A 24,251-nucleotide genomic window follows, 5' to 3' on the forward strand; every position below is an offset into this window, starting at 1 on the left:
TCCCCCTCAAGGGGGGAGATTGGCTGTCATCAACGTCTTCGCCAATCTCCAACTTTGCAGAATTGGCGAGCTGGACAAGCTGCTGATCTCCCCCCTTGAGGGGGAGATGTCCGGCAGGACAGAGGGGGGCCTCGTAGAGCTCGACGTCTACGATCATTTCCTCGCGAACTTTCATCCGCGAAATACTGTCACGATTCCAGATACGTGTCCGCCCAGTTCGACACCGCCCAGCGCGGGTTATTGGCGATGTTGCCGACCGTGTCGCGGGCGACGCTGATGAAGCTCCATTCGGCGACGTTGATCAGCGGCAGGTCGGCGGCCACCTCTTTCTGGAACTCCTTGTAGAGGTCGGTGCGGGCCGATGTGTCGAGCGTCTCGGATGCCTTGGCGATGAGCGCGTCCAGTGCATCGTTCTTGTAGCCGCCCTGGTTGGAGAACGGCACGCCGTCCGGAATGCCGCTCTGCACCAGGATGGTGGTGGAGATCGCCGGGTCGCCGCGGAACACCGGCGGGCCGACGGCGAGGTCGAAGGCGTGGTCGGTGTAGACCGCCTTGATATGCGCGGCGGAATCGTTGTTGACGAGCTCCGCGTCGATGCCGATGGCGGCGAGCGCCTGGCGCAGATAGTCGCCGAACTGTTTTGTTTCATTGAAATAAGGCGCCGGCAGCAGCTTCAGCGAGAACCGCTTGCCGTCCGGACCTTTCTTGTAGCCGGCCTCGTCGAGCAGCGCATTGGCCTTGGCCACGTCGAAAGCATAGGTCGGCACATCGGCGGTATAGAACTGCGGATCGTTCTTCGGCACCGGGCCGGTGGCGGTGGCGGCATAGCCGAGGAACACCGTCTTGACGACGAAATCCTTGTCGATGGCATGCGCGATGGCCTGGCGCACCTTGAGGTCAGCGAGCTCCTTGCGGCGATGGTTGATCTCGACGACGAGCTGGTAGGTCAATCCCTCATAGCCCTTGGTGATGACCTTCAGGCCCGGCACTTTCGAGATGCGGTCAAGATCGGCCAGCGGCACGGCGGAGAAGGCGGCGAGCTGAATCTCTCCGGCCTCCAGCGCGCTCGCCGCCGAGGTGCGGTCGGGCAGCACCTGGTAGATGATCTCATCGAGATAGGGTTCGTCCTTGCCCCAATAGTCCGTGTTCTTCGTCAGCCGGTAGTATTGGCCGGCCTTGTATTCGGCGAACTTGAACGGCCCGGTGCCGATGGGCGCGTTGTTGGCCGGGTTGTCCTCGATCTTGCCGACTTCGTAAATGTGCTTCGGCACCACGCTGCTCAGCGCCGGCAGAGCGTTGCGGATCAGCTGGAAGGGCGTCGGCTTTGCGAATTTGAACACGGCGGTCAATTCGTCAGGGGTATCGACCGCGGCAAGATCCTTGAACACGGTGCGGCCGAGATTCTGCAGCGGCTTCCAGATCTGCAGCGCCGAGAAGGCGACGTCGGCCGAGGTGAACGGCTTGCCGTCATGCCATTTGACCCCCTCACGCAGTTTGAAGGTCGCCGACAGCCCGTCGGCGGCACCTTCCCAACTGACCGCCAGCCGCGGCGCAAGCCCGTCCTTGCCGTCGAAAGAGGCTTCGGCCAGCGTTTCAACGATCTTGCTGGAGATGAAGAAGACGCCGTTGGAGGCGACGATGGCCGGATTGAGGTTGCGCGGCTCGGAATCGGCGGCGAGCACCAGGCGGCCGCCCTTCTTCGGCGTCTGCGCCCAGCTCGGGGTCGGCATCGCCGTAGAGGCCAGAAGCATGGCAGAGCCGGCAAGCACCGTGCGGCGTGAAATCCTGAACTCCGGCATCATCGTATTCCCCTCTATCTCATGTCTTCCACGGAGGCCTTTCGGGCGTTTCCATGCACGTTTGATTATGGACCTTGCCGAGGCTTTCGCCAGAGACGGAATTGGCGCATCGTGGCGTGGCTTTGAAATTTTTATTCGCTGGACCAGTTACGGGAGAGTGGTCGATAGACCTGGCCTGGTAAGACCAGATCAGGTGGTACGCCTCAAATGACTGGGATCGGTGACGCGCGCCCAGTCGGGCGACCCTGTTTCTGGCTGGACCAGATACACCAAAATGGTGCAGATTTGACCTGAAGTCGGGAGATCGGGATCAGGCAGCCGGCAGTCCAGCCGATCCGCGCGGACATTCAGGGAGAGAGACATGAACATAGCTCCGGGCAAGAACGCCGTCGGCGACATCCCATTCGACCACGCCAGGGTCGATAGGCTTATGGAAGAGGCTGATATCGACGTCCTGCTCGCGACATCCAAGCACAACACCCAATATCTGCTCGGCGGCTACAAGTTCATCTTCTTCGCCGCCATGGATGCGATCGGCCACAGCCGCTATCTGCCGATCGTGATCTACGAAAAAGGCGGCCCGGACCACGCCGCCTATATCGGCAACCGCATGGAGGGTGGCGAACACCAGAACCACCCGTTCTGGACGCCGACGCTGCATGCCGCCTGCTGGGGCACGCTCGATGCCGCCAATCTCGCCGTCGAGCATGTGCGCAAGATCGGCAAGGCGGACGCTCGCATCGGCATCGAGCCGGGTTTCCTGCCGTCGGACGCCTATGCCCTGATCCGCAAAGCGCTCCCCGACGCCAAGCTGATCGATGCCACCGGCACGCTGGAGCGCATGCGCGCCATCAAGACCGAGGCCGAACTGGAGAAACTGCGTATCGCCTCCGAGCTGATCACCGATTCCATGCTGGCCACCATCCAATGGGCGCGCGAAGGCACGACCAAGAGCGAGATGATCGAACAGCTTCGGCGCGAGGAAACCAATCGCGGCGCGCATTTCGAATATTGCCTGCTGACGCTGGGCTCCAGCCACAACCGCGCCGCCTCGCCGCAGGCGTGGAAAAAGGGTGAAGTGCTGTCGATCGATTCCGGCGGCAATTATCATGGCTATATCGGCGACCTCTGCCGGATGGGCATTCTGGGCGAACCGGATGCCGAGCTGGAAGATCTCCTGGCCGAGGTCGAGGCGGTGCAGCAGGCGGCGTTCTCGAAGGTGAAGGCGGGTACGCTGGGCGGCGACATGATTTCCCATGCCGAAGGCGCGCTGAAAAAATCCAAGGTCGCGCCCTACACGGATTTCTTCGCTCACGGCATGGGCCTGATCACGCATGAGGCGCCGTTCCTGATGACCAACCATCCGGTGACGTATGAAGGCACCTATGCGGCCAAGCCGCTGGAGCGGAACATGGTGCTGTCGGTAGAGACGACCATGCTTCACCCGACGCGCGGCTTCATCAAGCTGGAGGATACGGTGGCGGTTACCGATACCGGCTATGTGATGTTCGGGGATCGGGGTCGGGGATGGAACCGGGGTGGCATGTAACCTGCCACATTACAAATGAGCGTGCCGGTCTCGATTGTCTCTAAAGCGCGTCGCGTCGAGACGAATTCATGCGCGGTGCTTTGTCGTTGCCGCTCACTTTTGCGCGACATGCATTAAACCATTCCTGTGCAGACGACTTCCAATCTTCCGTCGATCGTCTGGGTGCAGCATATGGTAAGCCCCTCGGATGCGGAGACCACAGCGCAATCGGATGCAAACGTTGACGCCCACGGACTGCCGGACTTGGCGTTGCGATGGAACCAGGAAAGTTGGCTCTGAAGCCCGGCCATGATCATAAGCAGGGCATTGATGTCACGTTGATCCGGCGAGGGCGGTGTAAAAGCGATCTTGACCAGCGGATGCTTGTGGTCTTTGCAGTTGACCGTCCGTATCTGCTCGACCGTCTGGATCAAGCTCAGCGGCACGGGTATCCAGGATTCACAGGACAGATCGGTCGAAAAGAGAAGCGTTGACGGATCGGCGTCGTTGGCCTTGACAATACCGCCGACTGTCATGGCCGGGTTGCCGTCCGGCAGGCTGCCCGTTGCGAGCTTTTCCACGAATTCCTGGGGACTGAACCGCGTCATCGCACGATCATTCTCTCTCAAGGAGGCATGCTGGAACATAGCATATCGGAAGGGCGCCTCAAAGTCGCGAGCCAGGGGAATTCCCGGCCGGCAGCAACCTGAAATCCGGCAGCTCCCGCAATCCCAGTTCCGGCCCTGCCGGTGAATAGACGACGAACAGCTGCATCGGCCCGTCGCCGGTGTTGAGCGTCGAGTGGAAGCGGCTCTCCGGTACGTAGATGGTGCAGCCGGGGCCGACCTTCTCGACAACCAGATTGCCTTGCTCGTCCTCGACCATCTGCTCGCCATGACCGGAGATGACGAAGATGATTTCCTCCGCGCCCGGATGGTTATGACGGGTATGGCCCTTGCCGGAGGGCAGGTCGACGACGCCGCCGGAAAAACGGGTCGCGCCGTTCACCTCCGGGGCGACCGTCAGCGACAATTTTCCCCAGTCGAACCCGAAGGCGCTGACATCCTTCGGGTACACGAACATCTTGCTCTTGTCGGTCATTCTCATGATCCCTTCTTTTTCTTCGTGGTCGTCTTCAGGCCGCCAAGCGCGACGGCCTTGAAATCGGCGGTCTGCCGGGCGATCGCCGCTTCCGCCGGCAATCGCTCCATCGAGCTCGCGCCATAGAAGCCGTGCAGCCCCTCGCAGCGTTCGAGGATGTAGCGGGCGTCGTCCGGCATCGAGATCGGCCCGCCATGGCAAAGCAGGATGACATCCTTGCGCACCGAACGGGCCGCTTCGGCAATGGCGTCGATGGCGACCACGCAATCGTCGAGCGACTTGGCAGAGGTGGCGCCGATCGAGCCCCCTGTCGTGACGCCCATATGGGCGACGATGATATCGGCGCCGGCCCTGGTCATGGCGCGCGCCTCGTCCGGGTTGAAGACATAGGGCGTGGTCAGAAGATCGAGCTTGCGGGCCTCGGCGATCATGTCGACCTCGAGCCCAAAACCCATGCCGGTCTCCTCGAAGCTCTGTCGCATGCTGCCGTCGAACAGGCCGATCGTGGGGAAATTCTGCACCCCGGAAAAACCCATCGCCTTCAGTTCGGAGAGCAGCAGCGGCATGATGACGAAGGGATCGGTGCCGTTGACACCGGCCAGCACTGGCGTCTTCCTGACCACCGGCAGCACCTCGTAGGCCATCTCCTTGACGATCTCATTGGCATTGCCATAGGCGAGCAGGCCCGCGGCCGAACCGCGACCGGCCATGCGGTAGCGGCCGGAATTGTAGATGATGATGAGGTCGATGCCGCCGGCCTCCTCGGCCTTGGCCGACAGGCCCGTGCCGGCGCCGCCGCCGACGATCGGTACGCCCTTGTCGATCATTCCCCTGAATTTCTTCAGTATGTCCTTGCGCGGTATTGCCGGCATGTCTTGGATCTCACTGTCTGGCGATTTCGAGGAAAGCCGCGACCGCGGCCTTGGCGAATCGGGGATCATTGATGTGCAGCGGCAGGCGCGTCAGCCGGCGCGTCGCGTTCGGCTTGATCGTGCGCTCGATGGCTTCGAACAGGGCGGCATCGGCTTGCGGGTCGAAGAAGGCGCCGCCTTCGATGTCGAGCGCGGAGACGCCTTTCTCCGGGATAAGGAAATGCACGGGCCCCTCGCAGCGGGCGAGCCTTGTGCCGATCCACTCGCCGATCTTGCCGCATTCCTGCGCCGTCGTGCGCATCAGCGTGACGTTCGGGTTGTGCTCGTAGAACAGCCGTCCGCGATAATGGTCCGGAATGGTTGAAGGCGCCCAGAAATTGACCATGTCGAGCGCGCCGACCGAGCCGACATAAGGCAGGCGGGTGCGGGCAACGGCACCGAAACGATCCTCCGTCGCCGGCAGCACGCCGCCGAACAGGAGATCGCAGACCTCCGTGGTGGTGATGTCGATGAGGCCGGACAGCAAGCCGCTGTCGGCCAGTTTTTCCATGCTGCGGCCGCCGGTACCGGTGGCGTGAAACACCATGCAGTCATAGGTCGAACGGAGCTGATCTGCGATTGCCGTCACGCACGGCGTGGTGACGCCGAACATGGTGAGGCCGATCGACGGCTTGCCCTCGGGCGGCGGCGGCGGTCCGGCGGCCATGCCCGATATCGCCTGGGCCGCATTGTGCAGAACGACACGCGAGAGCTGGTTCAGCCCGGCCATGTCGGTCACCGATGGCATCATGATGATGTCCGAGATGTCGACATAGGGCGCGGTGTCGCCGGAAGCGAGCGTCGAAACCATGATCTTGGGCAGGCCGAGCGGCAGCGTGCGCATTCCTGCGCTGATGATCGACGTGCCGCCGCCGCCGCCGATGCCGATCATGGCGGCAATGTCGTTTCGCGATTGGGCAAAGCGAGCGAAGGCGATGCCCATGGCGGCGACCGCCGCGCCGCGGTCATTGCCGGCGAGCACCGCGTCTCGCCCGCCAGGATGGTGGCCTGCCACGTCCTCAGCGGCAATGTCGACCGGAACGCTCGCGCCGCGCGTTCCGACGTCGACCCGGCAGACAGCGGCACCCGTGGCGGCGATCGCGTCGGCCAGGAAGGCGAGTTCCTCACCCTTGGTGTCCGCGGTGCCCACCACATAAATGCGCTTCATCGACGCCTCCCTCTGCCGGTCCAAGTCACCCAAGGCTCAGTGCTCTACAGAGCGTCACCTGGCCATTCCGAAAACGAGGAGGTCATTGCAATTTTTTGAGACGCGCGTATCATATTGATATGGATGTCTCACGTCAACACGCCGCAACAAGCGAGGACACCGCCGGGGGACCCGAGCGTGGGCCACGCGCGCGCACCAAACGGCTGATGCTGGAGACGGCGACGAGGCTGATGCAGGCAGGCGCAACACCTTCGGTCAGCGAGGTCGCCGAGGCGGCGCAGGTGTCCCGCGCCACCGCCTATCGATATTTTCCGAGCCAGGCGGCACTGGTGCAGGCAGTGGTCGACGAGGGGCTCGGGCCGATCCTCACCTGGAAATCCACCTCTGCCGATGCCGAGCGCCGCGTTGCGGAGCTCTTCGACACGGCCATGCCGCGCATCGAGGCTTTCGAGGCGACATTCAAGGCGGCATTGAAATTGTCGCTCGATCAGTGGGCGCGGCGCCAGGCCGGTACCTTGGGCAGCGAACCGGCCTTCAAGCGCGGCCACCGCGTCGAATTGCTTCAGGACGCGCTCGCGCCGCTCAAGGGGCGGCTGCCGCCGCGCGACCTCAAGCGGCTGGCGCAGGCGCTGTCGCTGATCTTCGGCGTCGAGGTGCTTATCGTGCTGAAGGACATCTGGGGACTGGACGGTCGCCGGACGATGTCCGTCGCCCAGTGGGCGGCGGTCGCCCTGGTGCGCGCGGCGATCGCGGAATCAGTGTCCGAAGCAAAAGCAATCGAACCGACAAGGGTCGCGAAATAGCATGCATCTGGTTCTACCAGATTTGCATGCTGGTTGCCGATATTAACCGCAACGCTGAAGCATGAACAAGGCCGATGTCTATCAATGAGTAGGAAAATTTAGGAAAAACAGGCAGATAAGGCTGGAATTCGTGACTTCAGGCTGTCACCATTGCTCAAGAAAGGGCTTGACGGAGCTTCAAAATTGGTAATACCAGATCAAAGGAGAAAAGCGGATCGAAAGTGAGGGCTGCGATCCATTTCCGGGCGGGCGAGGAGGCTCCAAACCGGAAGGCGCGACCAAGGGAGGAACTACCAGGGCCGGCCCCGTTTGTCGGCTCGCTTGATACGGTAGAATGCGCACAAGGGAGGAAACATCATGCGCAAGATAGTGACCAGCTTGCTTGCTGGTATCGGCTTGACACTTGCCTGCGGAACATCCGTCTACGCCCAGGACAAATCGCTCACCATCTTCTGGGCGGAATGGGATCCGGCCAACTACCTCCAGGAACTCGGCAACGAGTACGAGAAGGAAACCGGCGTCAAGATCACGGTGGAAACCACGCCATGGGCCGACTTCCAGACCAAGGCCTTCACCGAGTTCAACGCCCATGGCGACGCTTACGACCTGGTCGTCGGCGACTCGCAGTGGCTCGGCGCCGGCTCGACCGGTGGCCACTATGTCGACCTCACGGACTTCTTCAACAAGCACAAGCTCGGCGAGGTGATGGCGCCGGCGACGGTGAAGTACTATGCCGAATATCCCGGCAACAGCGGCAAGTACTGGGCCATCCCGCTCGAAGGCGACGCCGTCGGCTGGTCCTATCGCAAGGACTGGTTCGAGGATCCCAAGGAGAAGGAAGCCTTCAAGGCCAAATACGGCTACGACCTCGACGTGCCGAAGGATTTCAAGGCGCTGCGCGACATCGCCGAATTCTTCCACCGGCCGGACCAGAAGAGATACGGCATCGCCATCTACACCGACAATTCCTATGACGCGATGGCGATGGGCTTCGAGAACGTGCTGTTCTCCTATGGCGGCGAGCTGGGTGATTATTCGACCTACAAGGTCGATGGTTTCATCAACTCCGACAAGGCCGTCGCGGCGCTCGACGCTTATAAGGAACTCTACAAGTTCACGCCTCCGGGCTGGGCCAAGTCGTTCTTCGTCGAGGACAACCAGGCGATCACCGAAAATCTGGCCGCGATGAGCATGAACTACTTCGCGTTCTTCCCCTCGCTGATCAACGAGGCGTCGAACCCGAACGCCAAGAACACCGGCTTCTTCGCCAATCCTCCCGGGCCGAATGGCGACCAGTTCGCCGCGCTCGGCGGCCAGGGCATCTCCATCGTCTCCTACTCGCAGAAGCAGGACGAGGCGATGAAGTTCCTCGAATGGTTCATCAAGGACGAGACCCAGAAGAAGTGGGCGGCACTGGGCGGCTACACCTGCAGCGCAGCGGTGCTCAAGTCGGAAGAGTTCCAGAATGCGACGCCCTACAACAAAGCCTTCTACGAGACCATGTTCAAGGTGAAGGATTTCTGGGCGGTGCCGGAATATGCCGAACTGCTCCAGCAGCTCAACCAGCGCGTCTATCCCTACATGATCGGCGGCGAAGGCACCGCCAAGGAAACGCTCGACGCACTGGCCGCCGACTGGAACGCGACCTTCAAGAAATACGGTCGCGGCCAATAATCGTTCATGTCCCACGGAGGGGGCGCTCATGCCTCCTCCGTTTCTTTTTCTTCAAGCGGGAGCAGGGTCTTGGCGACCACGATGATCACCACGCTGGACAGATCTTCACGCGCGGCCGCGCGTGGCCTTAGCGATATTTCGATCCGCAATCTTTTCATCATCCCGACGATCCTGTTCCTGATCGTCTTCAACATCTTTCCGCTGATCTACTCGCTCGGCTATTCCTTCACCGATTTCCGCGCCTCGACCAACGCGCCGGCGAATTTCGTAGGGTTGCAGAACTACCGCGACCTGCTCAGCGACCCGTATGTCTGGTCCAACTTCGCCATCACCGCCAAATACGTGATCATCTCGGTCGCCGGACAGTTGCTGGTCGGCTTCGGCGTGGCGATGCTGCTCAACCGCGACATCCCGCTGAAGGGCCTGCTGACGACCCTGCTGCTGCTGCCGATGATGCTGTCGATGGCCGTCGTCGGCCTGTTCTGGAAACTGCTCTACGACCCGTCATGGGGCGTCATCAACTATGCGCTTGGGCTTGGCAATTTCGAGTGGCTGGCCAACCCCAAGATGGCGCTCTACGCCGTTGCGCTGACCGACATCTGGATGTGGTCGCCCTTCGTCATGCTGCTGTCGCTGGCCGGCCTCTCGGCGGTGCCGAAGCACCTCTACGAAGCCGCCGCGATCGATCGCGCCGGTCCGTTCTACACCTTCTTCCGCATCACCTTGCCGCTGGTTGCGCCGATCCTGATGATCGCTGTCATCTTCCGCACCATGGAAGCGTTCAAGACCTTCGATCTGGCCTACATCCTGACCACCCAGCCGACGGCTGAACTGATCTCGATCCGGCTCTACAAGATGGCGTTCCAGGAATGGCAGACCGGGCGCTCCTGCGCGCTCGCCTACATCGTGCTGATCATGGTGCTGGCCATCACCAACATCTACGTCAAATATCTCAACAAAGTGAAGGAGCGCTGAGATGGCCGCCGTCCGCACTTCTTCCGAGATCGCCCTCAACCGCGTCGCAATCGTCGCCGTGCTGGTGGCGACGGTGATCTTCCTGGCGCCGATCTACTGGATCGCCTCGACGGCGTTCAAGCCGCGCAACCTTGCCACCACCATCCCGCCGACGGTTGTGTTCCAGCCGGAGATATCGCCCTTCGTGAAGCTGTTCACCAAGCGCTCGCAATTGCGCAGCCCGCCTTCGCCGGAAGAATACGCAGCGGCGCCCTGGTGGGAACGCGTCGTCTTCGACGGCGGCGAAAAGATCGTGCGCGACGGCAAGGGCCAGGTGCAATGGTCGGGCTATCCGAACCGTTTCATGAATTCGCTGATCGTCGCGATCACCTCGACGGTGCTGGCGGTCGGCATGGGCACGTTCACCGCCTATGGCTTCTCGCGCTTCAGGGTCAAGGGCGAGGCGGACCTTTTGTTCTTCATCCTGTCGACCCGCATGCTGCCGCCCGTGGTGGTGGCGATCCCGATGTTCCTGATGTACCGGGCGGTCGGCCTCAACGATTCCCATATCGGGCTGATCATCCTGTACACCGCCTTCAACCTGTCCTTCTCGGTTTGGCTGATGAAGGGTTTCATGGACGAGATCCCGAAGGAGTACGAGGAAGCGGCACTCGTCGACGGCTATACGCGCATGGAAGCCTTCTTCAAGATCGTGCTGCCCGAAGCCGCCACCGGCATCGCCGCCACGGCCGTATTCTGCTTCATCACGGCATGGAACGAATATGCCTTCGCGCTGATCATGACCAATCGCCGCGCCCAGACCGCACCGCCGTTCATCCCGAGCCAGGTCGGCTCCGGCCTGCCGGACTGGACGGTGATCGCCGCCGGCACCTTCCTGTTCCTGCTTCCCGTCGCCATCTTCACCTTCCTGCTTCGTAATCACCTGTTGCGCGGCATGTCCTTCGGAGCGATCCGCAAATGAGCTTTCGCGCCATCAACCAGAAATATCTGGAGCCGGGCAGTCAGGTGCTCATGGTGCTCGGCATCGTCGCGCTATGCCAGCCCTGGAGCTTGCTGCTGCACAGCTATGGGCTGACCATCATCCTGATCGGCCTGATCGGCTTCAACATCACCTCCAAGATCGCACCGCAAGAGGAAGCCGGAACCGGCCAGTCAGGCGATCCGCAGCGAAATCCGGGAGCGCAGCATTGACCCAGATCGAGCTTCGCGGCGTCCAGAAGTTCTTCGGCGCCGTCCAGGTCATCAAGGACCTCAACCTCAAGATCGAGGACAACGAGTTCATCGTGCTGCTCGGCCAGTCGGGCTGCGGCAAGACGACGACGCTGCGCGCCATTGCCGGGCTGGAGACGATCGACGAGGGCGACATCCTCATCGACGGCAAGCCCATCCAGCATCTGAAGGCCGCCGACCGCGACATCGCCATGGTCTTCCAGTCGTTCTCGCTCTACCCACATATGAGCGTCTACGAGAACATCGCCTTTCCCTTGCGCGCCACGCGAAAGAGCAAGAGCGAAATCGACCAGGAAGTTCGCTCGGTCGCCAAGACGCTGCAAATCACGGATCTGCTCGGCAAGAAACCGTCGGCGCTGTCGGGCGGCGACATGCAGCGCGTGGCGATCGGCCGTGCGCTGGTGCGGCGGCCGAAGGCGATGCTGATGGACGAGCCGATCGGCGCGCTCGACGCCAAGCTGCGCGAGGAGATGCGGGCCGAGATCAAGCGGCTGCACATCAAGCAGGGCTCGACCACCATCTACGTCACCCATGACCAGATCGAGGCGATGAGCCTCGCCGACCGCATCGTCATCATGCATGAGGGGGTGCTCCAGCAGGTCGGCTCGCCCGACGAGGTCTATTCGCACCCGGCCAACCTGTTCGTGGCGCAATTCGTCGGCAGTCCGGTGATGAACGTGACCGACGCGGCGGTTGCCGAAAAAGCCTCGTCGGCCTCGGTGACGCTGGGCGATGCGCCAACCGGTTTCGAATTCCCGCGCGCGCTCCTGTCGAAGCTCAACGGCCATGCGGGCGGCCGGCTGGCACTCGGCATCAGGCCGGAAGGCGTCCTCATCCGCCGTGAGGCGGCGGAGGGTTTCATGCCGGTCGAGACGCAGATCGTCGAGCCGCTCGGCTCGTTCGACATCGTCGACCTGAAAGTCGGCTCCAAGATGCTGCGCGCCCGCACCAAGAGCGGCTTCATTTCAGGTCCCGGCGAGAGGGTATTCGCCAGGATCGATCCGACACAGGCGCATTTCTTCGACGCGGCGAGCGGCAAGTCGCTCGGAGTGAGACTCTGATGGCCCATATCCAGCTCAAGAACATCTCCAAGACGTTCGGCAATCACACGGCCCTGACCGGGCTCGACCTCGACATCGCCGATGGCGAATTCTTCGTCCTGCTCGGCGAGACGGGCGCGGGCAAGACAACGACGCTGCGGCTGATCGCCGGACTGGAAAAGCCGAGCGAGGGCCAGGTCTTCATCGACGGCATCGACGTTGCCGACTGGGGCGCCGCCGAGCGCGACGTGGCGCTGGTGCTACAGCAATATTCACTCTACCCGCGCTATACGGTGCGCGAAAACCTCGAATTCCCGCTGAAGCCGAAGATCCGGCGGCTGCCCGATGCCGAGATCAAGGACCGCGTCGACCGCGCGGCGCGGACGCTCAGGATCGAGCATCTGCTCGACCGCAAGACCGACCGGCTTTCGGGCGGCGAGATGCAGCGCGTCTCGATCGGTCGGGCCATCGTGCGCAAGCCGCGCGTGTTCCTGATGGACGAGCCGCTGTCGGCGCTCGACGCCAAACTGCGCGAGGCGCTGCGCACGGAACTGAAGAACCTGCAGATGCAGCTCGGCGCCACCTTCCTGTTCGTCACCCACGACCAGATCGAGGCGATGTCGATGGGCGACAAGGTGGGCGTGCTCAACCATGGCCGCATCGTCCAGACCGGCACGCCGCACGAGATCTACAACAATCCGCGCGACACCTATGTGGCGAGCTTCGTGGGCTCGCCGCCGATGAACCTCATCGACGGCAGGCTGGTCAACGATCGTGCGGTGATGGCGCCGCTGAATTTCGAATTGCCGCTTTCGGGGGGAGCCAGGGCGAGTGCGGCGACCGACGGTCGCCCGCTCGTCTTCGGCATCCGCCCCGAGGATGTCTATCTCGAGAGCGGTGCGCCGGTCGAGGCGCGCGTCCACGACGTCGAAAACCATGGCGTGGAAAAGATCCTGACGTTGCGCGTGGGCGAGACCACGCTGCGCGCCACGGTGCCGGCACGGACCGATGTCGCGATCGAGCAGCCGGTGCGCTTTGCCTGGAATCCGGACAAGGTGGTGCTGTTCGACAAGGGCAGCGGCGTGAGTTTGCGGCACGCCGGATGAGGCGAATTATCGCGAATGCGATGTTCCGGACAGCGCCCTAAACAAAAAAACCGCCTTGCGGCGGCAGGGCAAGAAATCCGGGTTAACGGGTCCCTCCGGAGCCTTCGTCGGTGCGCTGTTGATGAAGCATTGAACGGAAAAACCCGCCTGTGCGGCGGGTCCCTGGCGCAACTCAGCACCATAACCAAATATCTACCATAGTTGCCTTCACCCAGTCAAGAAAAAATTCCTATCATGGGAAACTGGCACAGCGGGACTGGCTGTCGTCAGGCCTTTGTTACCCGAGTTCGGAGCCCCGCGGCAATGCCGGTCGGACAGCCGTCCCGCACCTCTACTTCGGCAGGTAGGTTTCATAGGGCTCGGTGTTGATCAGCAGGATCACGCATTCCGTGTCCGAGAGGCAGGCGTCGTCATGCATCTCATTGGCCTTCTGGGTCCAGTAAGATCCGGGAGGCAGCTCGACCTTGCTCGCCTCGCCGCCTTCCATCTGCCAGTGCGCCCATAGGCCCCGGATCACCACGGCGCGATAATCGGCGGTGTGCGCGTGAACAGGAGCGCGCCATTTGCCCGGGACTTTCAGCAACGTTCCGGCAGGGCCCTTGGCCCTTTCTCCCCATAGCGGTCCGAGGCGTTGCGGCTGGTCCGGCGCCTCAGAAACATAGGGAATCTTGCTGGCCGGCAGATAGCTGTCCTCAAGGGCAAAGGCATGGCCGGGGATAGCGAGCATTGCGGCCAGAGCCAGGATTTTCAGATGATTTGGCATCGCTTCTCCTCTTCGGGCCGAGTTGCCGCCGGCGCTCGTCTGTTGGACGGCAAGCTATTGCAAATGGCCAAACCGGGAATGGCATTCTGTCCGGAACACTTGGCAATTCATCCAGGCCGGAAATCGCCACTCCAAACAGCGTTGATTTAGCCTTTTCCCGAGCCGCCGCCCGCGGCGCGCAAATGGCTGGGCGCGCTGCCGACGATCCGCTTGAAGGCCCGGCTGAACGACGCTTCCGAATCATAGCCCAATCTGGCGGCGATCACCGACACCCTCATCCCATCTTCCAGGAGCCACCGCCTTGCCTGATGCATGCGTACGCCGGCGACATATTTTGCCGGCGTCTCTCCGACGACGGCCGTGAAACGTTCGGCAAAGGCGGACCGTGAGGCGCCCATCTCGCGGGCCAGCGCTTCGACGGTCCAGTTCCTCTCGGGCTGCCGATGAATGGCGACCAGCACGCGGCCGACATCTCGATCTTGATCGCCGCGATCCAACCCGTGATATCACCGGCGCTGTTCTCCACCCACGAGCGGATGATGGCCGCGGCCAATACATCGGCCAGCCGCGCCAGCATGATGCCGGAGCCGGCCCGGTTGCTCGTCGCCTCGTCGGCCATGGCTTCCAGCAAATGCGGGATGCCTGGCTCGCCGGCCATCAGCTCCTTCGTGCGCAGCATATCCGGCATCATGGCCAGCAGTGGATGCGAGCCATCGTGGTTGAAGTGCATGCTGCCGCAGAACAGCAGGGTTTTTGCACCATGGCCGCCGTTCGAGACGGCGTAGACATTGTCCTGCAGGGGCTCGACGCTGTAGCTTTCGAGCGGTTCGGCTTGCACGCCGGGTGCGCTGGCGAGGATATGCTCGGCGCCGCGCGGCAACAGCAATGCATCGCCGGCTTTCAGTTCCATCCATTCGCCTAGTGGCGAAAGCAGCCAGCATCCGGCACGGCCGATGAAATGAAACCGCGCCGCCTTCTGCACCGGAAAGAGCACGGCCCGCGGCGCGCCCAGTTCGCAGCGGCCATAGTCGACCCCCTCGAGCCGCAGCGCGCGCAACATCTCGGTCAGCGCACCTCCCGGGGCCGGCGCAGTGTCGTCGGGCGAGGTCAAGTCCATGCCGATTCCTACAGCAGTTCAGCCTCCCACGGAAACGCTGAACTGCTGTATCTCTTCGCGCAATTCCGGACGGAATTGCGCCAGCCTGGAGTCACGGCCTTGCGCTTCAGCCGGCCTGGCGGATCTCTGCATGTTCCTCGGCACGCAGGTGGCTGGGAGCCGAGCCGATGACGCGCTTGAAGGCCCGGCTGAAGGCGGCGTCCGACTCATAGCCCAGGCGTGTGGCGACGACGGAAATCTTCTGGCGATCGCGCACCAGCCATTGCCGGGCCTGGTGCATGCGCACTTGGGTGACGTACCTGGCCGGCGTCTCGCCGACAATGGTGGCAAAACGCTCGGCAAAGCCCGATCTCGAGGCGCCCATCATCCTGGCGAGCGCCTCGACGGTCCAGTCGCGGTCCGGTTCGAGATGGATGGCGGCCAGAACGCGCCCGATGTCCGGGTCCCTGACCGCCGCGATCCAACCGCTTGAATCGCCACAGCCGCGCTCGACCCATGAGCGGATCACGGTGGCGGCAAGGACGTCGGCGAGCCGCGCCAGAATGCCGCCGGAGCCGACGCGCTCCATCGTCACTTCACGCGCCATCGAGTCCAGGAGATGCGGAATACCCGGCTCATAAGCTTCGAGTTCATGCGCGCGCATGACGTCAGGCATCATGCCGAGCAGGGGATGCAGGCCATCGATGTTGAAGTACATGCTGCCGAAAAACAGCAGCGTGCCCGGACAGCGACCATCGGGGCACATGGCTTCGCTGGACATGCAATAGACGTCCTTGCAGACTTCTTCGGCGGCGTAGCCCTGGATCGGCCAAGCCTTGGTCCCCGGTTCGCTCGCCAGCACATGCGCTGCGCCACGCGGCAGCAGCGCCGCGTCGCCCGCCTTGAGCTCGACCCACTCGCCCGAGGGCTGCATCAGCCAGCAGCCCTTGCGGCCGATGAAGTGGAATCGCGCCGCTGCCTGGGCCGGAAACTGGATGCCCCAAGGCTCCCGCATTTCGCAACGGGCATAGTCGACGCCGTCGAGACGCAGCCCGCGTAATATGTCGGTCAGCGGATCGCCAGTGGTCGGAATTTTGGACGAACGGTCAAACATAATGGTGTTTCTAGCATGGAAACTCCAGGCCGTCACTCCCTATGTTGCAGTGCAGCCAAATGTTGCGCTGCAACTTCATCGGAGACTGACCATGGCCGAACCCGCGACGGGCGTCGTCGACGCCGCCCTATTGAACACTGTCGATCAGGAGGAACGAACCGAGCCGGCATGGGGGGCCGTCGTCTCGCTGGCGCTTGGTGTTTTCGGTCTCGTCACGGCGGAATTCCTGCCCGCCAGCCTGTTGACGCCGATGGCGAGCGATCTCGGCGTCAGCGAAGGCGTGGCGGGACAGGCGGTCACCGCGACCGCGATCGTCGGCGCCATTGCCGCTCCGACAATGGCGATCATAACACGGCGCATGGACCGCAGACTGGTGATGTGGATGCTGACGGCATTCCTCATCGCCTCGAACCTTTTGGCCGCCTTTGCCTCGTCGCTGTCCATGCTTCTGCTTGCCCGCGTCGTGCTCGGCGTTGCGCTGGGCGGCTTCTGGGCGATGTCGGCGGCCATGGCTTTGCGGCTGGTGCCGATGCGGCTGATGCCACGCGCCATGTCGATCATCCTGACCGGCGTTTCGTTGGCCACCGTCACCGCCGCCCCTGTTGGCGCCTATGTCGGCGATATCTGGGGCTGGCGCACGGCTTTCATGATCGCCACGGTCGTCGCCGCGCTGGCGTTGCTGGTGCAGGTGGCCACCATTCCGAAGCTGCCGCCGATGGGCGTGGCAAGTTTCCGCACTTTGCTCGAGGTGCTCGAGCGCCCGTCGATCAGGGTGGCGCTGCTGGTCGTGCTGCTGGTCGCTTCGGGGCACTTTGCCGGCTTCACCTATGTGCGCCCCTTCCTCGAGAAGATCCCGATGCTCGGCATCGAGACAATCTCGCTGGTGCTCCTGGCCTACGGCATAGGCGGCTTCTTCGGCAATATCGCCGGCGGTATTCTGGCCGAACGCAATCTCAAGGCCGCCGTCGCGCTGGCTCCCCTGCTGATCGCAGCGGCCGCCGCCTCGATGCTGGTCTTCGGCGCCTCGCCGGCGATCGCCGCCGCCGCCGTCGCGGCTTGGGGCTTTGCCTTCGGCGCGGTGCCGGTCGGCCTGCAGACATGGCTGGTGCGGGCCGCGCCCGATCAGGCCGAGAGCGCCGGCGGCCTGATGGTCGCGACCTTCCAGGTGGCGATTGCGCTCGGCGCCGTCTTCGGCGGCCTGCTGGTCGACCATGCCGGCGTCGCCAGTGCCTTCGCCTATTGCGGCGCGGCGACTTTGCTGGCCGCCGTCGTGGTGTTCCTGCTCGGCCCGAAGCGCGCCGGGTAGGCTCGCCCGACAACCATTACTGACCTGGGCAATGGCCCGAGATCCATCAAGGTTCTCGGGCCATTGCCGTTGCGGTGGCGGCGTCGCTGACAGGCGGACGCGGCAGGCCGCCGGTGAAATTCAGGCTGAACGCCCGTCGAAGTCGAAGATCGACAAGGCGGACGGATCGACATCGGCGACGCAGTTGATGTTGATATAGGCGCTGCGTTCACTCCCCTCGTGCACATCCTCGGCGAAAGGGTGGATGCCGCAGGTGCGACAGAAGCGGTGCGCGATGGCATGGTTGCCGAATGTGTAGGTGCCGATCTCGTCGCTCCAGGCCAGCACCCGCAGCGCCCGATGCGGGACGGCGCACAGCAAGGCGCCCTTGCGCGAGCAGATCGAGCAATTGCACCGCACGGCTCCGGTCAGTTCCGCCTCGAACTCGAAGGCGACCTTGCCGCAATGACAGCTGCCTTTGTAGAGCATCGTTCTCTTCCTTGCGTCCGCCAGGGGTGCAAAACCGCCCGCACCGGGTTAAGTCTCGGCACGCCACGCGCCGGCTGCTAAGCTTAAGACGTCCCAGAGGTCCGGAGTCCGACACCGAAGATGCAATCCGTCCGCGATCATCTGGAAACCGTCCTGGCGCGCCTCGCCGCCCGCGCCGGCGAAGAATGTGTGTTCACGAAACTCTATACCGAAGCCGCGCGAGCCGCAGCCGATGCCGCCGACGCGCGGCGGAGGGCCGGCGTGAGGCTCGGACCGCTCGACGGAACGATCGTTTCGATCAAGGACCTGTTCGATGTCCGCGGCGAGGCGACCACGGCCGGATCACTGCTGCTCAAGGATGCTGCGCCGGCAATTGGCGACGCCATGATTGTGCGCCGGCTGCGGCAAGGCGGCGCGGTGATCATCGGCAAGACCAACATGACCGAGTTCGCCTTTACCGCCATCGGCGACAACCAGCACTATGGCACGCCCGGCAACGCAACCGATGCCGACCGCATTCCCGGCGGCTCTTCCTCCGGCGCCGGCGTTTCCGTCGGCGAGGGGACGAGCGAAATCTCCATCGGTTCCGATACAGGCGGATCGATCCGTATTCCGGCGGCACTCAACGGCGTCGTCGGCTTCAAGCCGACGGCGCGGCGGGTGCCGCTCACAGGCGCCTTTCCGCTGTCGGCCACGCTGGACTCGGTCGGCCCGCTCGCCCGCACCGTGGCGCAATGCGCCGCAGCCGATGCGGTGATGGCGGGCGAAGACCTGGCGGTGCTGGCGCCGCTTGCTCTTGCCGGGCTGCGCACCGGTATCCCGCGCGGGCTGCTTTTCGGAGAGGCTGAAGACGCGGTGGCGGCAGCGTTCGAGCGCTGCCTCGGCAAGATCGAGCAGGCCGGCGCACGGATCGCGGACTTTTCGATCGGCGATATGATCGCGGACCTTCGCGCGGTCACCAAACGCGGTTCGATCGCTGCGATGGAGGGGGCCGAAGTGCATGCCGACTGGCTGGCGGCAGGCGCTCCGGTGCCGGTCGACCCGCATGTGAGCGGACCTTTGTCACGGGCAGCAATGCTGCCGACGCCGGTCTACATCAGGGCATTGCGTCGCCGTTCCGCGTTGGTTGCCGCCATGGATGAGCGGCTGGCATCGGTCGATGTGCTGGCTCTGCCAACGACACCGGTGACGGCGCCGACCATCGTTTCCCTGACGCAAGATGCCGAGCTGCGCGACCGCACGGAGGGCCTGCTGCTGCGCAACACGCAGATTGCCAACCAGTTCGACCTCTGCGCGATCTCGCTGCCGATGCCAGGCATGGCGCTGCCGGCCGGCTTGATGCTGGTGGCGCGCCACGGCCATGACCGCCGTCTGCTGAGCATCGCCGCCGAAGTGGAGAGGCTGCTGGGCGGCTGATCGTAGGGGGTGACGCTAAAGACGCAGAACGCCGGCTACCCTATGTCTCTGTGAAGGTTGCTGCCAAGGTGCGATCCTAAGGACGGTTTTCAAGTTACCGCTCATTTCCCGCGGGGATCCGGAACGAAACATATACAAAACCCTTCCTAAGACAAGGATTGGGCCTTATCCTTTCGTTAGATAAAAGCTAACGAAAGGATCCTTGCCTTATGCCGGATCAGGACCGCCTCGGCCTCAGGATCGAAACATCGGTCGCGGGCGAAAAAGTGCGTGCATTCATGCCACCGCCACTCCCGCCAAAACCTCCAATCGATCTTGGCACATTTTCAGAACTTATAGAACGCGCAAACCTAGCCCTGGGGCGTTTGGACGGCGTTACGTCCATTCTTCCCGCTCCGCCCTTGTTTATCTTCATGTACGTACGGAAAGAGGCCTTGCTGTCGTCCCAGATCGAAGGCACCCAATCGTCACTCTCCGATTTGCTGCTATTTGAGGCGGATGAGCTACCGCTGGTCCCTCTGAATGATGTCGAAGAGGTCTCCAACTACATCGCCGCTCTTGAACATGGTCTCGATCGCATGCGGGGAGGATTTCCGCTTTCTCTCCGATTGATCCGCGAAATCCATGGCGTTCTCCTTAAGGCGGGACGTGGCGCCTCTTCCCAACCTGGTGAATTTAGGCATTCGCAGAACTGGATCGGCGGAACACGACCAGGCAATGCCATGTTTGTCCCTCCTCCTCCTGACCAGCTAATGCAATGTCTCGACGCCTTTGAGAAGTTCTTGCACACCGATGACCGCCTGCCGAACATCGTCAAGGCGGCGTTGGCACACGTCCAGTTCGAGACAATCCACCCATTTCTTGACGGCAATGGTCGTCTGGGCCGCCTTTTGATCACATTGTTCCTTTGTGCCAACAAAGTGCTTAGGGAGCCTACCCTGTACCTCAGCCTCTATTTCAAAACACATCGCGGCACCTACTATGACCTGCTGCAACGAGTGAGAATGGCCGGCGACTGGGAAAGCTGGCTGTCGTTCTTCCTTGAAGGTGTCACGGAGACAGCCGATCAGGCGGCCAAGACCGCCCAGGACCTGCTACGCCTATTTGAGGCTGACGCCCACAGAATTCAGGATTTAGGCCGGGCCGCTGTCTCGGCAGGTATGGTACATGGACTCCTCCAGCGTCGCGCGATCGTGACTATCCAAAAGGCAGCCCAGGAACTGTCGCTGTCAGAGCCGACAATCAATTCCGCGCTTGGGCACCTGATCTCGATCGGCATAGTTCGCGAAGTGACGGGGAAACAGCGACACAGGGTCTTTGCCTATCAAGCCTATTTGGACCGCTTAGCAGAAGGCACCGAGCCGCGACGACCTTGACGATATACGAATTCCGCGCTGCGGCAGAGGCCGGTTTGGAATACGCGTTGGAGCGATCATGGTTTGTGTGAAGAGCAGTGCTTGCGTTCGCTGTCCTTGGCGGCGCGCTCGACGGCCGTCGCGACCAGCCACGGCAGGCTGTACTGCTTGCCCGTGATGGTCTGGGTGCGTCGCGCGATCGATCCCCTGACGACAATCTTGCCGGCATAGAGCGCATCCGACGCCTCGACCATCGCCTTGTCCTTCGTCGGCAGCCCGCCGGTGTCGATCGACACGCCCTTGATGATCTTGCCGGTGGCGAGGTCGAGCGCGCTGTTCGATGGGCAGGGAGCCTTGAAGCAGCGCAGCCCATTGTCGCAATAGACATAGCTGCTTTCGGCCGCGGCGAGCGAGGGCAGCGAGCCCGCTGAGGTGGTGGCAAGGCACAGCAATGCGAGGCGAAGAACGGACATGGCTCCAGCGTCGCGAAGAATTGGGGCGAAACGGCGATGGTCTAGCTGTCAGCGGGAAACCGTCGCCGATAGTGCCCGACCACTTCCGGGTTGCGCAGATTGACCGGCAATTTGCCTGCCAGCACCAGGAGGGCCTCGCCGGCCGCGCCAACGCCCATGCGCACCATCGATTCCTCGGTGATGCCGGCCATATGCGGGGTGATGACGACATTGTCGAAGCTGAAATAGGGATGATCCGATGGCAGCGGCTGCGTCGAGAACACGTCGAGCGCGGCACCGCCGATGCGGCGCTCCCGCAAGGCCTCGATCAGCGCGTCGTCATCGACGACCGGCCCGCGCGACACGTTGATCAGCAACGCGTTGGGTTTCATGCGCGCGATGCGTTCGCGGCTGATCAAGCCGCGCGTTTCCGGCGTCAGCGGGCAGCACAGGACGATGATGTCGCTCTGCTCGACCAGCGCGTCGATCGAGAGGAAACCGACCTTGTCCGGCGCCGGCTGCATGCTGCGTGTCGTTGCCACCACGTTGAGGTCGAAACCGTGCGCGGCGATATGGCCGACCGCCTGGCCGACGGCGCCCAGGCCGACGATGCCGACCGTCTTGCCGGCAAGCTCGACGTTGGAATTGGCGTGCTCGCGGCCGGCAAGCCAGCCCTTGGCGCGCAGGTCGCGGTCGACGACACGGAACTGCCGAAGCAGGGCGAGGGCTGCAAACATCACATGCTCGGCCACCGAGCGTGCGTTGACCGCCGGCACGTTGGCGACCAGCACACCTGCCGCGGTCGCTGCTTCCATCGGGATCATGTCGAGCCCGGCGCCATGGCGGATCGCCGCCCGCAGCCTGGTGGCACCCTCGAACAGCAGGGGTGGCAGGGGTGCACGCACAATGACGATGTCGGCATTCCTCGCCTCGGTGGCCAGCGTGCCCGGATCGAGGGCCGAGGCGACGACAAGCTCACCCGCCCCCGCCAGCATGGCCGCAGCGCGCGGATGCAACTTGTGCGTCGACAGGATGCGCGTCATCTCCGTCAGGCCTGTTCGAGCGTCGGGCTTTGCGGCGCCGCCCCGAGGCCTTCGATCAGGCCCTTCCAGTAGCTTTCCGCGCCTTGCAGATGGGCGCTCATCAGCGCCTGCGCGAGATTGCCGTCGCGCCGCAGCAGCGCCTCGTAGATCTGGATGTGTTCGGCATGCGAGCGCACGCTACGCTCCGGATCGTTGAAGTAGATCGGCAGGCGCTGCTCGCCCATCAAATAGTAGACGCTGCAGATGTTGTGGAAGACGCCATTCTTGGTGGCGCGCACGATCTCGAGATGGAACTCGCGATCCTCCTTGGCGAGGCCTTCGCCTGCCGCGATGCGTTCTTCCGAGGCCTTCAGGATCTCGCGCAGGCGCTCGAAATTCTCCTCGGTGGCACGCGAGCACGCAAGTTCGGCCGCCTTGATCTCATGTATCTTGCGCAATTCGACCGTCTCGTAGATCTGCAAGGGATCGAGCGGCAGGCCGGCGCGCGCGAACAGCGCCAGCGCCTCGACGCTGGCCTGCTTGGTGTCGATATAGATGCCGGACTTGGCCCTGCGCTCGACGATGCGCATGGCCTCGAGAATGGCCAGCGCCTCGCGGATCTGGCCGCGGCTGACGCCGAAATGCTCCGCCAGTTCGCGTTCCGACGGGGTTCGGCCCGTCTCCTTGTCGGAATGGGAGAACAGATAGGCGGCAAGCTCCGCGAGAAGGTTGTTTTCTTTCATCGTCAATTGCGTTGCGCGTGCGCCTCCAGGAACCGCTCCGAAATGGTGAACCCCAATCCCGGCTTTTCGGGGATCGCTATCATACCGTCCCTTGCTTCGACAGTCTCTTCGACAAGGTCGTGGATCATCGGATTGGCGCCGAGCGAGTATTCGACGGTGAAGCTCGACGGCGAGGCGGCGCAGACATGCAGCCCGGCGAAGAAGCAGGGCGCGCCGGCCCATAGATGCGGCGCAAAGCGCAGGTTGAAGGCGCTGGCAATGGTGCCGATCTTCATGGCCTCGCTGATGCCGCCGCAGAAGGCGGGATCGGGCTGGAAGATGTCGGCGGCCTTGAGCACGGCGAGGTCGCGGAAGGCATAGCGGGTCGCATCGCTTTCCCCGGTGGCGATCGGTATGGCGCCGGAGGCACGGACTTCGGCAAGGCCGGACTTGTCGTCGGCGATCACCGGCTCCTCGAACCAGGCAAGGTCGAGATCGCCGGCGAGATGGATGAAGCGCTTCGCCTCCGCCACCGTGTAGGTGCCATGGGCGTCGACCATCAACTCGACGTCGGGGCCGAGCGCCTCACGGGCGGCGCGAACGCGAGCAGCCGACACATGCGCGGCACCATCCATGGCGCCGATGCGCATCTTCAGCGCCTTGAAGCCGCCCCTGGCGACATAGGATTTGAGCTGGTCGCCGATCGCGTCGGCGGACGCCCAGCCGCCGGAGGCGTAGGCCGGCATGCGATCGAGCTTGCGCCCGCCGATGAGTCGCCAGACCGGCTGCCCGAGGGACTTGCCCAGGATGTCCCAGAGCGCGATGTCGACCGCGCTGATGGCGGCCACGCTCATGCCGCGCCGCGCCAGCTGCGGCATGGCATGCCCAGCGCGCGCCGCGCTGTCGTGGCGCACGCCGTTGTAGAGCATTTCCCAGATGATGCCGATATCGGCCGGATCGCGGCCGACGAGCTGCGGCCCGACTTCACGGTTCAGCATATGGACGAGCGCGCCGTAGCTGCCGGCGCTGCCGGCGGCGTTCTTGCCTTCGCCCCAGCCGACCAGCCCGTCATCGGTTTCGATGCGCAGGATGGCGGCGTCGAAGGTCGTCACCTGACCGAAATCGCTGCGGTGCTGCTTGGCCGCCTCGATCGGTATGCGGATCCACCAGGCCTGGACGCTTTTGATGCGCATGGTCTTCCC

Annotated in this window: 23 protein-coding genes and 1 pseudogene; 11 read left to right on the forward strand and 13 right to left on the reverse strand. The window is 63.1% G+C overall.

The window, feature by feature from the left end:
- Positions 1–188: 188 nt before the first annotated feature.
- Positions 189–1,799 (reverse strand): ABC transporter substrate-binding protein, encoded by a 1,611-nt coding sequence (locus FJ964_RS05290; RefSeq protein ID WP_140549424.1) that lies wholly within the window; start codon positions 1,797–1,799, stop codon positions 189–191.
- Between the two features lie 361 nt (positions 1,800–2,160).
- Here FJ964_RS05290 and FJ964_RS05295 point away from each other — a divergent pair, with 361 nt between their 5' ends.
- A complete protein-coding gene (locus tag FJ964_RS05295; RefSeq protein ID WP_140549425.1) occupies positions 2,161–3,348 on the forward strand; it encodes a Xaa-Pro peptidase family protein in 1,188 nt (395 codons plus the stop codon).
- Between the two features lie 113 nt (positions 3,349–3,461).
- Here FJ964_RS05295 and FJ964_RS05300 read toward each other — a convergent pair whose 3' ends face one another.
- The 4 genes from FJ964_RS05300 to FJ964_RS05315 all read right to left on the reverse strand — a co-directional run bounded on the left by FJ964_RS05300 (position 3,462) and on the right by FJ964_RS05315 (position 6,507).
- Complete coding sequence (locus FJ964_RS05300) at positions 3,462–3,908, reverse strand: hypothetical protein (protein ID WP_210243361.1); 447 nt, start codon at positions 3,906–3,908, stop codon at positions 3,462–3,464.
- Between the two features lie 85 nt (positions 3,909–3,993).
- Positions 3,994–4,428, reverse strand: coding sequence for a cupin domain-containing protein (locus tag FJ964_RS05305; RefSeq protein ID WP_140549427.1), 435 nt, complete (start codon positions 4,426–4,428; stop codon positions 3,994–3,996).
- A 2-nt stretch (positions 4,429–4,430) separates the two neighbouring features.
- Positions 4,431–5,300 carry a phosphoenolpyruvate hydrolase family protein gene (locus FJ964_RS05310; RefSeq protein WP_140549428.1) on the reverse strand — a complete coding sequence of 290 codons (870 nt, stop codon included), beginning with the start codon at positions 5,298–5,300 and terminating at the stop codon, positions 4,431–4,433.
- A 10-nt stretch (positions 5,301–5,310) separates the two neighbouring features.
- On the reverse strand, positions 5,311–6,507 hold the full coding sequence (locus FJ964_RS05315; protein ID WP_140549429.1) for a Tm-1-like ATP-binding domain-containing protein: 1,197 nt from the start codon (positions 6,505–6,507) through the stop codon (positions 5,311–5,313).
- 119 nt (positions 6,508–6,626) lie between these two features.
- On the opposite strand from FJ964_RS05315, the gene FJ964_RS05320 reads away from it, so the two are divergent.
- From FJ964_RS05320 to FJ964_RS05350, 7 genes are all read left to right on the forward strand, one after another.
- On the forward strand, positions 6,627–7,310 hold the full coding sequence (locus FJ964_RS05320) for a TetR/AcrR family transcriptional regulator (protein WP_140549430.1): 684 nt from the start codon (positions 6,627–6,629) through the stop codon (positions 7,308–7,310).
- A gap of 357 nt (positions 7,311–7,667) precedes the next feature.
- Positions 7,668–8,984 carry an ABC transporter substrate-binding protein gene (locus FJ964_RS05325; RefSeq protein ID WP_140549431.1) on the forward strand — a complete coding sequence of 439 codons (1,317 nt, stop codon included), beginning with the start codon at positions 7,668–7,670 and terminating at the stop codon, positions 8,982–8,984.
- Positions 8,985–9,053: 69 nt separating this feature from the next.
- Complete coding sequence (locus FJ964_RS05330) at positions 9,054–9,959, forward strand: sugar ABC transporter permease (protein ID WP_140549432.1); 906 nt, start codon at positions 9,054–9,056, stop codon at positions 9,957–9,959.
- Between the two features lies 1 nt (position 9,960).
- On the forward strand, positions 9,961–10,920 hold the full coding sequence (locus FJ964_RS05335) for a carbohydrate ABC transporter permease (RefSeq protein ID WP_140500406.1): 960 nt from the start codon (positions 9,961–9,963) through the stop codon (positions 10,918–10,920).
- The gene (locus tag FJ964_RS05340; RefSeq protein WP_140549433.1) at positions 10,917–11,150 is read left to right on the forward strand and encodes a hypothetical protein; all 234 of its coding nucleotides are present in this window, start codon (positions 10,917–10,919) and stop codon (positions 11,148–11,150) included. Before FJ964_RS05335 ends, FJ964_RS05340 begins: the two co-directional genes overlap by 4 nt.
- Entirely contained in the window at positions 11,147–12,250 is a 1,104-nt protein-coding gene (locus FJ964_RS05345; RefSeq protein WP_140549434.1) for an ABC transporter ATP-binding protein, read from the forward strand. The genes FJ964_RS05340 and FJ964_RS05345 overlap by 4 nt, the downstream gene beginning before the upstream one ends.
- Positions 12,250–13,335 carry an ABC transporter ATP-binding protein gene (locus FJ964_RS05350; RefSeq protein ID WP_140549435.1) on the forward strand — a complete coding sequence of 362 codons (1,086 nt, stop codon included), beginning with the start codon at positions 12,250–12,252 and terminating at the stop codon, positions 13,333–13,335. The genes FJ964_RS05345 and FJ964_RS05350 overlap by 1 nt, the downstream gene beginning before the upstream one ends.
- Positions 13,336–13,666: 331 nt before the next feature.
- Here FJ964_RS05350 and FJ964_RS05355 read toward each other — a convergent pair whose 3' ends face one another.
- From FJ964_RS05355 to FJ964_RS05365, 3 genes and pseudogenes are all read right to left on the reverse strand, one after another.
- Complete coding sequence (locus FJ964_RS05355) at positions 13,667–14,098, reverse strand: DUF4437 domain-containing protein (protein ID WP_140549436.1); 432 nt, start codon at positions 14,096–14,098, stop codon at positions 13,667–13,669.
- A gap of 146 nt (positions 14,099–14,244) precedes the next feature.
- Positions 14,245–15,215: pseudogene (locus FJ964_RS05360) on the reverse strand (AraC family transcriptional regulator).
- Positions 15,216–15,321: 106 nt separating this feature from the next.
- Positions 15,322–16,308, reverse strand: a complete 987-nt coding sequence (locus FJ964_RS05365) for an AraC family transcriptional regulator (protein ID WP_140549437.1) — start codon at positions 16,306–16,308, stop codon at positions 15,322–15,324.
- A gap of 91 nt (positions 16,309–16,399) precedes the next feature.
- On the opposite strand from FJ964_RS05365, the gene FJ964_RS05370 reads away from it, so the two are divergent.
- Positions 16,400–17,614 carry an MFS transporter gene (locus FJ964_RS05370; RefSeq protein ID WP_140549438.1) on the forward strand — a complete coding sequence of 405 codons (1,215 nt, stop codon included), beginning with the start codon at positions 16,400–16,402 and terminating at the stop codon, positions 17,612–17,614.
- A 120-nt stretch (positions 17,615–17,734) separates the two neighbouring features.
- Here FJ964_RS05370 and FJ964_RS05375 read toward each other — a convergent pair whose 3' ends face one another.
- Complete coding sequence (locus tag FJ964_RS05375) at positions 17,735–18,082, reverse strand: GFA family protein (RefSeq protein ID WP_140549439.1); 348 nt, start codon at positions 18,080–18,082, stop codon at positions 17,735–17,737.
- Between the two features lie 120 nt (positions 18,083–18,202).
- Between FJ964_RS05375 and FJ964_RS05380 the strand changes: the two genes are divergently transcribed.
- Together FJ964_RS05380 and FJ964_RS05385 are read left to right on the forward strand one after the other, a co-directional pair.
- Positions 18,203–19,498, forward strand: a complete 1,296-nt coding sequence (locus FJ964_RS05380) for an amidase (protein ID WP_140549440.1) — start codon at positions 18,203–18,205, stop codon at positions 19,496–19,498.
- A gap of 209 nt (positions 19,499–19,707) precedes the next feature.
- Positions 19,708–20,874 carry a Fic family protein gene (locus FJ964_RS05385; RefSeq protein ID WP_140549441.1) on the forward strand — a complete coding sequence of 389 codons (1,167 nt, stop codon included), beginning with the start codon at positions 19,708–19,710 and terminating at the stop codon, positions 20,872–20,874.
- A 56-nt stretch (positions 20,875–20,930) separates the two neighbouring features.
- Here FJ964_RS05385 and FJ964_RS05390 read toward each other — a convergent pair whose 3' ends face one another.
- The 4 genes from FJ964_RS05390 to FJ964_RS05405 are packed head-to-tail and all read right to left on the reverse strand — an operon-like array spanning position 20,931 to position 24,242.
- Positions 20,931–21,326, reverse strand: coding sequence for a hypothetical protein (locus FJ964_RS05390; RefSeq protein WP_140549442.1), 396 nt, complete (start codon positions 21,324–21,326; stop codon positions 20,931–20,933).
- A 41-nt stretch (positions 21,327–21,367) separates the two neighbouring features.
- Entirely contained in the window at positions 21,368–22,348 is a 981-nt protein-coding gene (locus FJ964_RS05395) for a hydroxyacid dehydrogenase (RefSeq protein WP_140549443.1), read from the reverse strand.
- 5 nt (positions 22,349–22,353) lie between these two features.
- Positions 22,354–23,070, reverse strand: a complete 717-nt coding sequence (locus tag FJ964_RS05400; protein WP_140549444.1) for a FadR/GntR family transcriptional regulator — start codon at positions 23,068–23,070, stop codon at positions 22,354–22,356.
- 2 nt (positions 23,071–23,072) lie between these two features.
- Entirely contained in the window at positions 23,073–24,242 is a 1,170-nt protein-coding gene (locus FJ964_RS05405; RefSeq protein ID WP_140500381.1) for a mandelate racemase/muconate lactonizing enzyme family protein, read from the reverse strand.
- Positions 24,243–24,251 lie beyond the last annotated feature (9 nt).

It is taken from the genome of Mesorhizobium sp. B2-3-2, assembly GCF_006442295.1.
Lineage (GTDB): Bacteria > Pseudomonadota > Alphaproteobacteria > Rhizobiales > Rhizobiaceae > Mesorhizobium.

Coding starts and splice junctions, on each gene's coding strand:
- FJ964_RS05290 (WP_140549424.1), bottom strand. CDS start 1,799: ATGCCGGAGTTCAGGATTTCACGCCGCACGGTGCTTGCCGGCTCTGCC.
- FJ964_RS05295 (WP_140549425.1), top strand. CDS start 2,161: ATGAACATAGCTCCGGGCAAGAACGCCGTCGGCGACATCCCATTCGAC.
- FJ964_RS05305 (WP_140549427.1), bottom strand. CDS start 4,428: ATGACCGACAAGAGCAAGATGTTCGTGTACCCGAAGGATGTCAGCGCC.
- FJ964_RS05310 (WP_140549428.1), bottom strand. CDS start 5,300: ATGCCGGCAATACCGCGCAAGGACATACTGAAGAAATTCAGGGGAATG.
- FJ964_RS05315 (WP_140549429.1), bottom strand. CDS start 6,507: ATGAAGCGCATTTATGTGGTGGGCACCGCGGACACCAAGGGTGAGGAA.
- FJ964_RS05320 (WP_140549430.1), top strand. CDS start 6,627: ATGGATGTCTCACGTCAACACGCCGCAACAAGCGAGGACACCGCCGGG.
- FJ964_RS05325 (WP_140549431.1), top strand. CDS start 7,668: ATGCGCAAGATAGTGACCAGCTTGCTTGCTGGTATCGGCTTGACACTT.
- FJ964_RS05335 (WP_140500406.1), top strand. CDS start 9,961: ATGGCCGCCGTCCGCACTTCTTCCGAGATCGCCCTCAACCGCGTCGCA.
- FJ964_RS05340 (WP_140549433.1), top strand. CDS start 10,917: ATGAGCTTTCGCGCCATCAACCAGAAATATCTGGAGCCGGGCAGTCAG.
- FJ964_RS05350 (WP_140549435.1), top strand. CDS start 12,250: ATGGCCCATATCCAGCTCAAGAACATCTCCAAGACGTTCGGCAATCAC.
- FJ964_RS05355 (WP_140549436.1), bottom strand. CDS start 14,098: ATGCCAAATCATCTGAAAATCCTGGCTCTGGCCGCAATGCTCGCTATC.
- FJ964_RS05365 (WP_140549437.1), bottom strand. CDS start 16,308: ATGTTTGACCGTTCGTCCAAAATTCCGACCACTGGCGATCCGCTGACC.
- FJ964_RS05370 (WP_140549438.1), top strand. CDS start 16,400: ATGGCCGAACCCGCGACGGGCGTCGTCGACGCCGCCCTATTGAACACT.
- FJ964_RS05375 (WP_140549439.1), bottom strand. CDS start 18,082: ATGCTCTACAAAGGCAGCTGTCATTGCGGCAAGGTCGCCTTCGAGTTC.
- FJ964_RS05380 (WP_140549440.1), top strand. CDS start 18,203: ATGCAATCCGTCCGCGATCATCTGGAAACCGTCCTGGCGCGCCTCGCC.
- FJ964_RS05385 (WP_140549441.1), top strand. CDS start 19,708: ATGCCGGATCAGGACCGCCTCGGCCTCAGGATCGAAACATCGGTCGCG.
- FJ964_RS05390 (WP_140549442.1), bottom strand. CDS start 21,326: ATGTCCGTTCTTCGCCTCGCATTGCTGTGCCTTGCCACCACCTCAGCG.
- FJ964_RS05395 (WP_140549443.1), bottom strand. CDS start 22,348: ATGACGCGCATCCTGTCGACGCACAAGTTGCATCCGCGCGCTGCGGCC.
- FJ964_RS05400 (WP_140549444.1), bottom strand. CDS start 23,070: ATGAAAGAAAACAACCTTCTCGCGGAGCTTGCCGCCTATCTGTTCTCC.
- FJ964_RS05405 (WP_140500381.1), bottom strand. CDS start 24,242: ATGCGCATCAAAAGCGTCCAGGCCTGGTGGATCCGCATACCGATCGAG.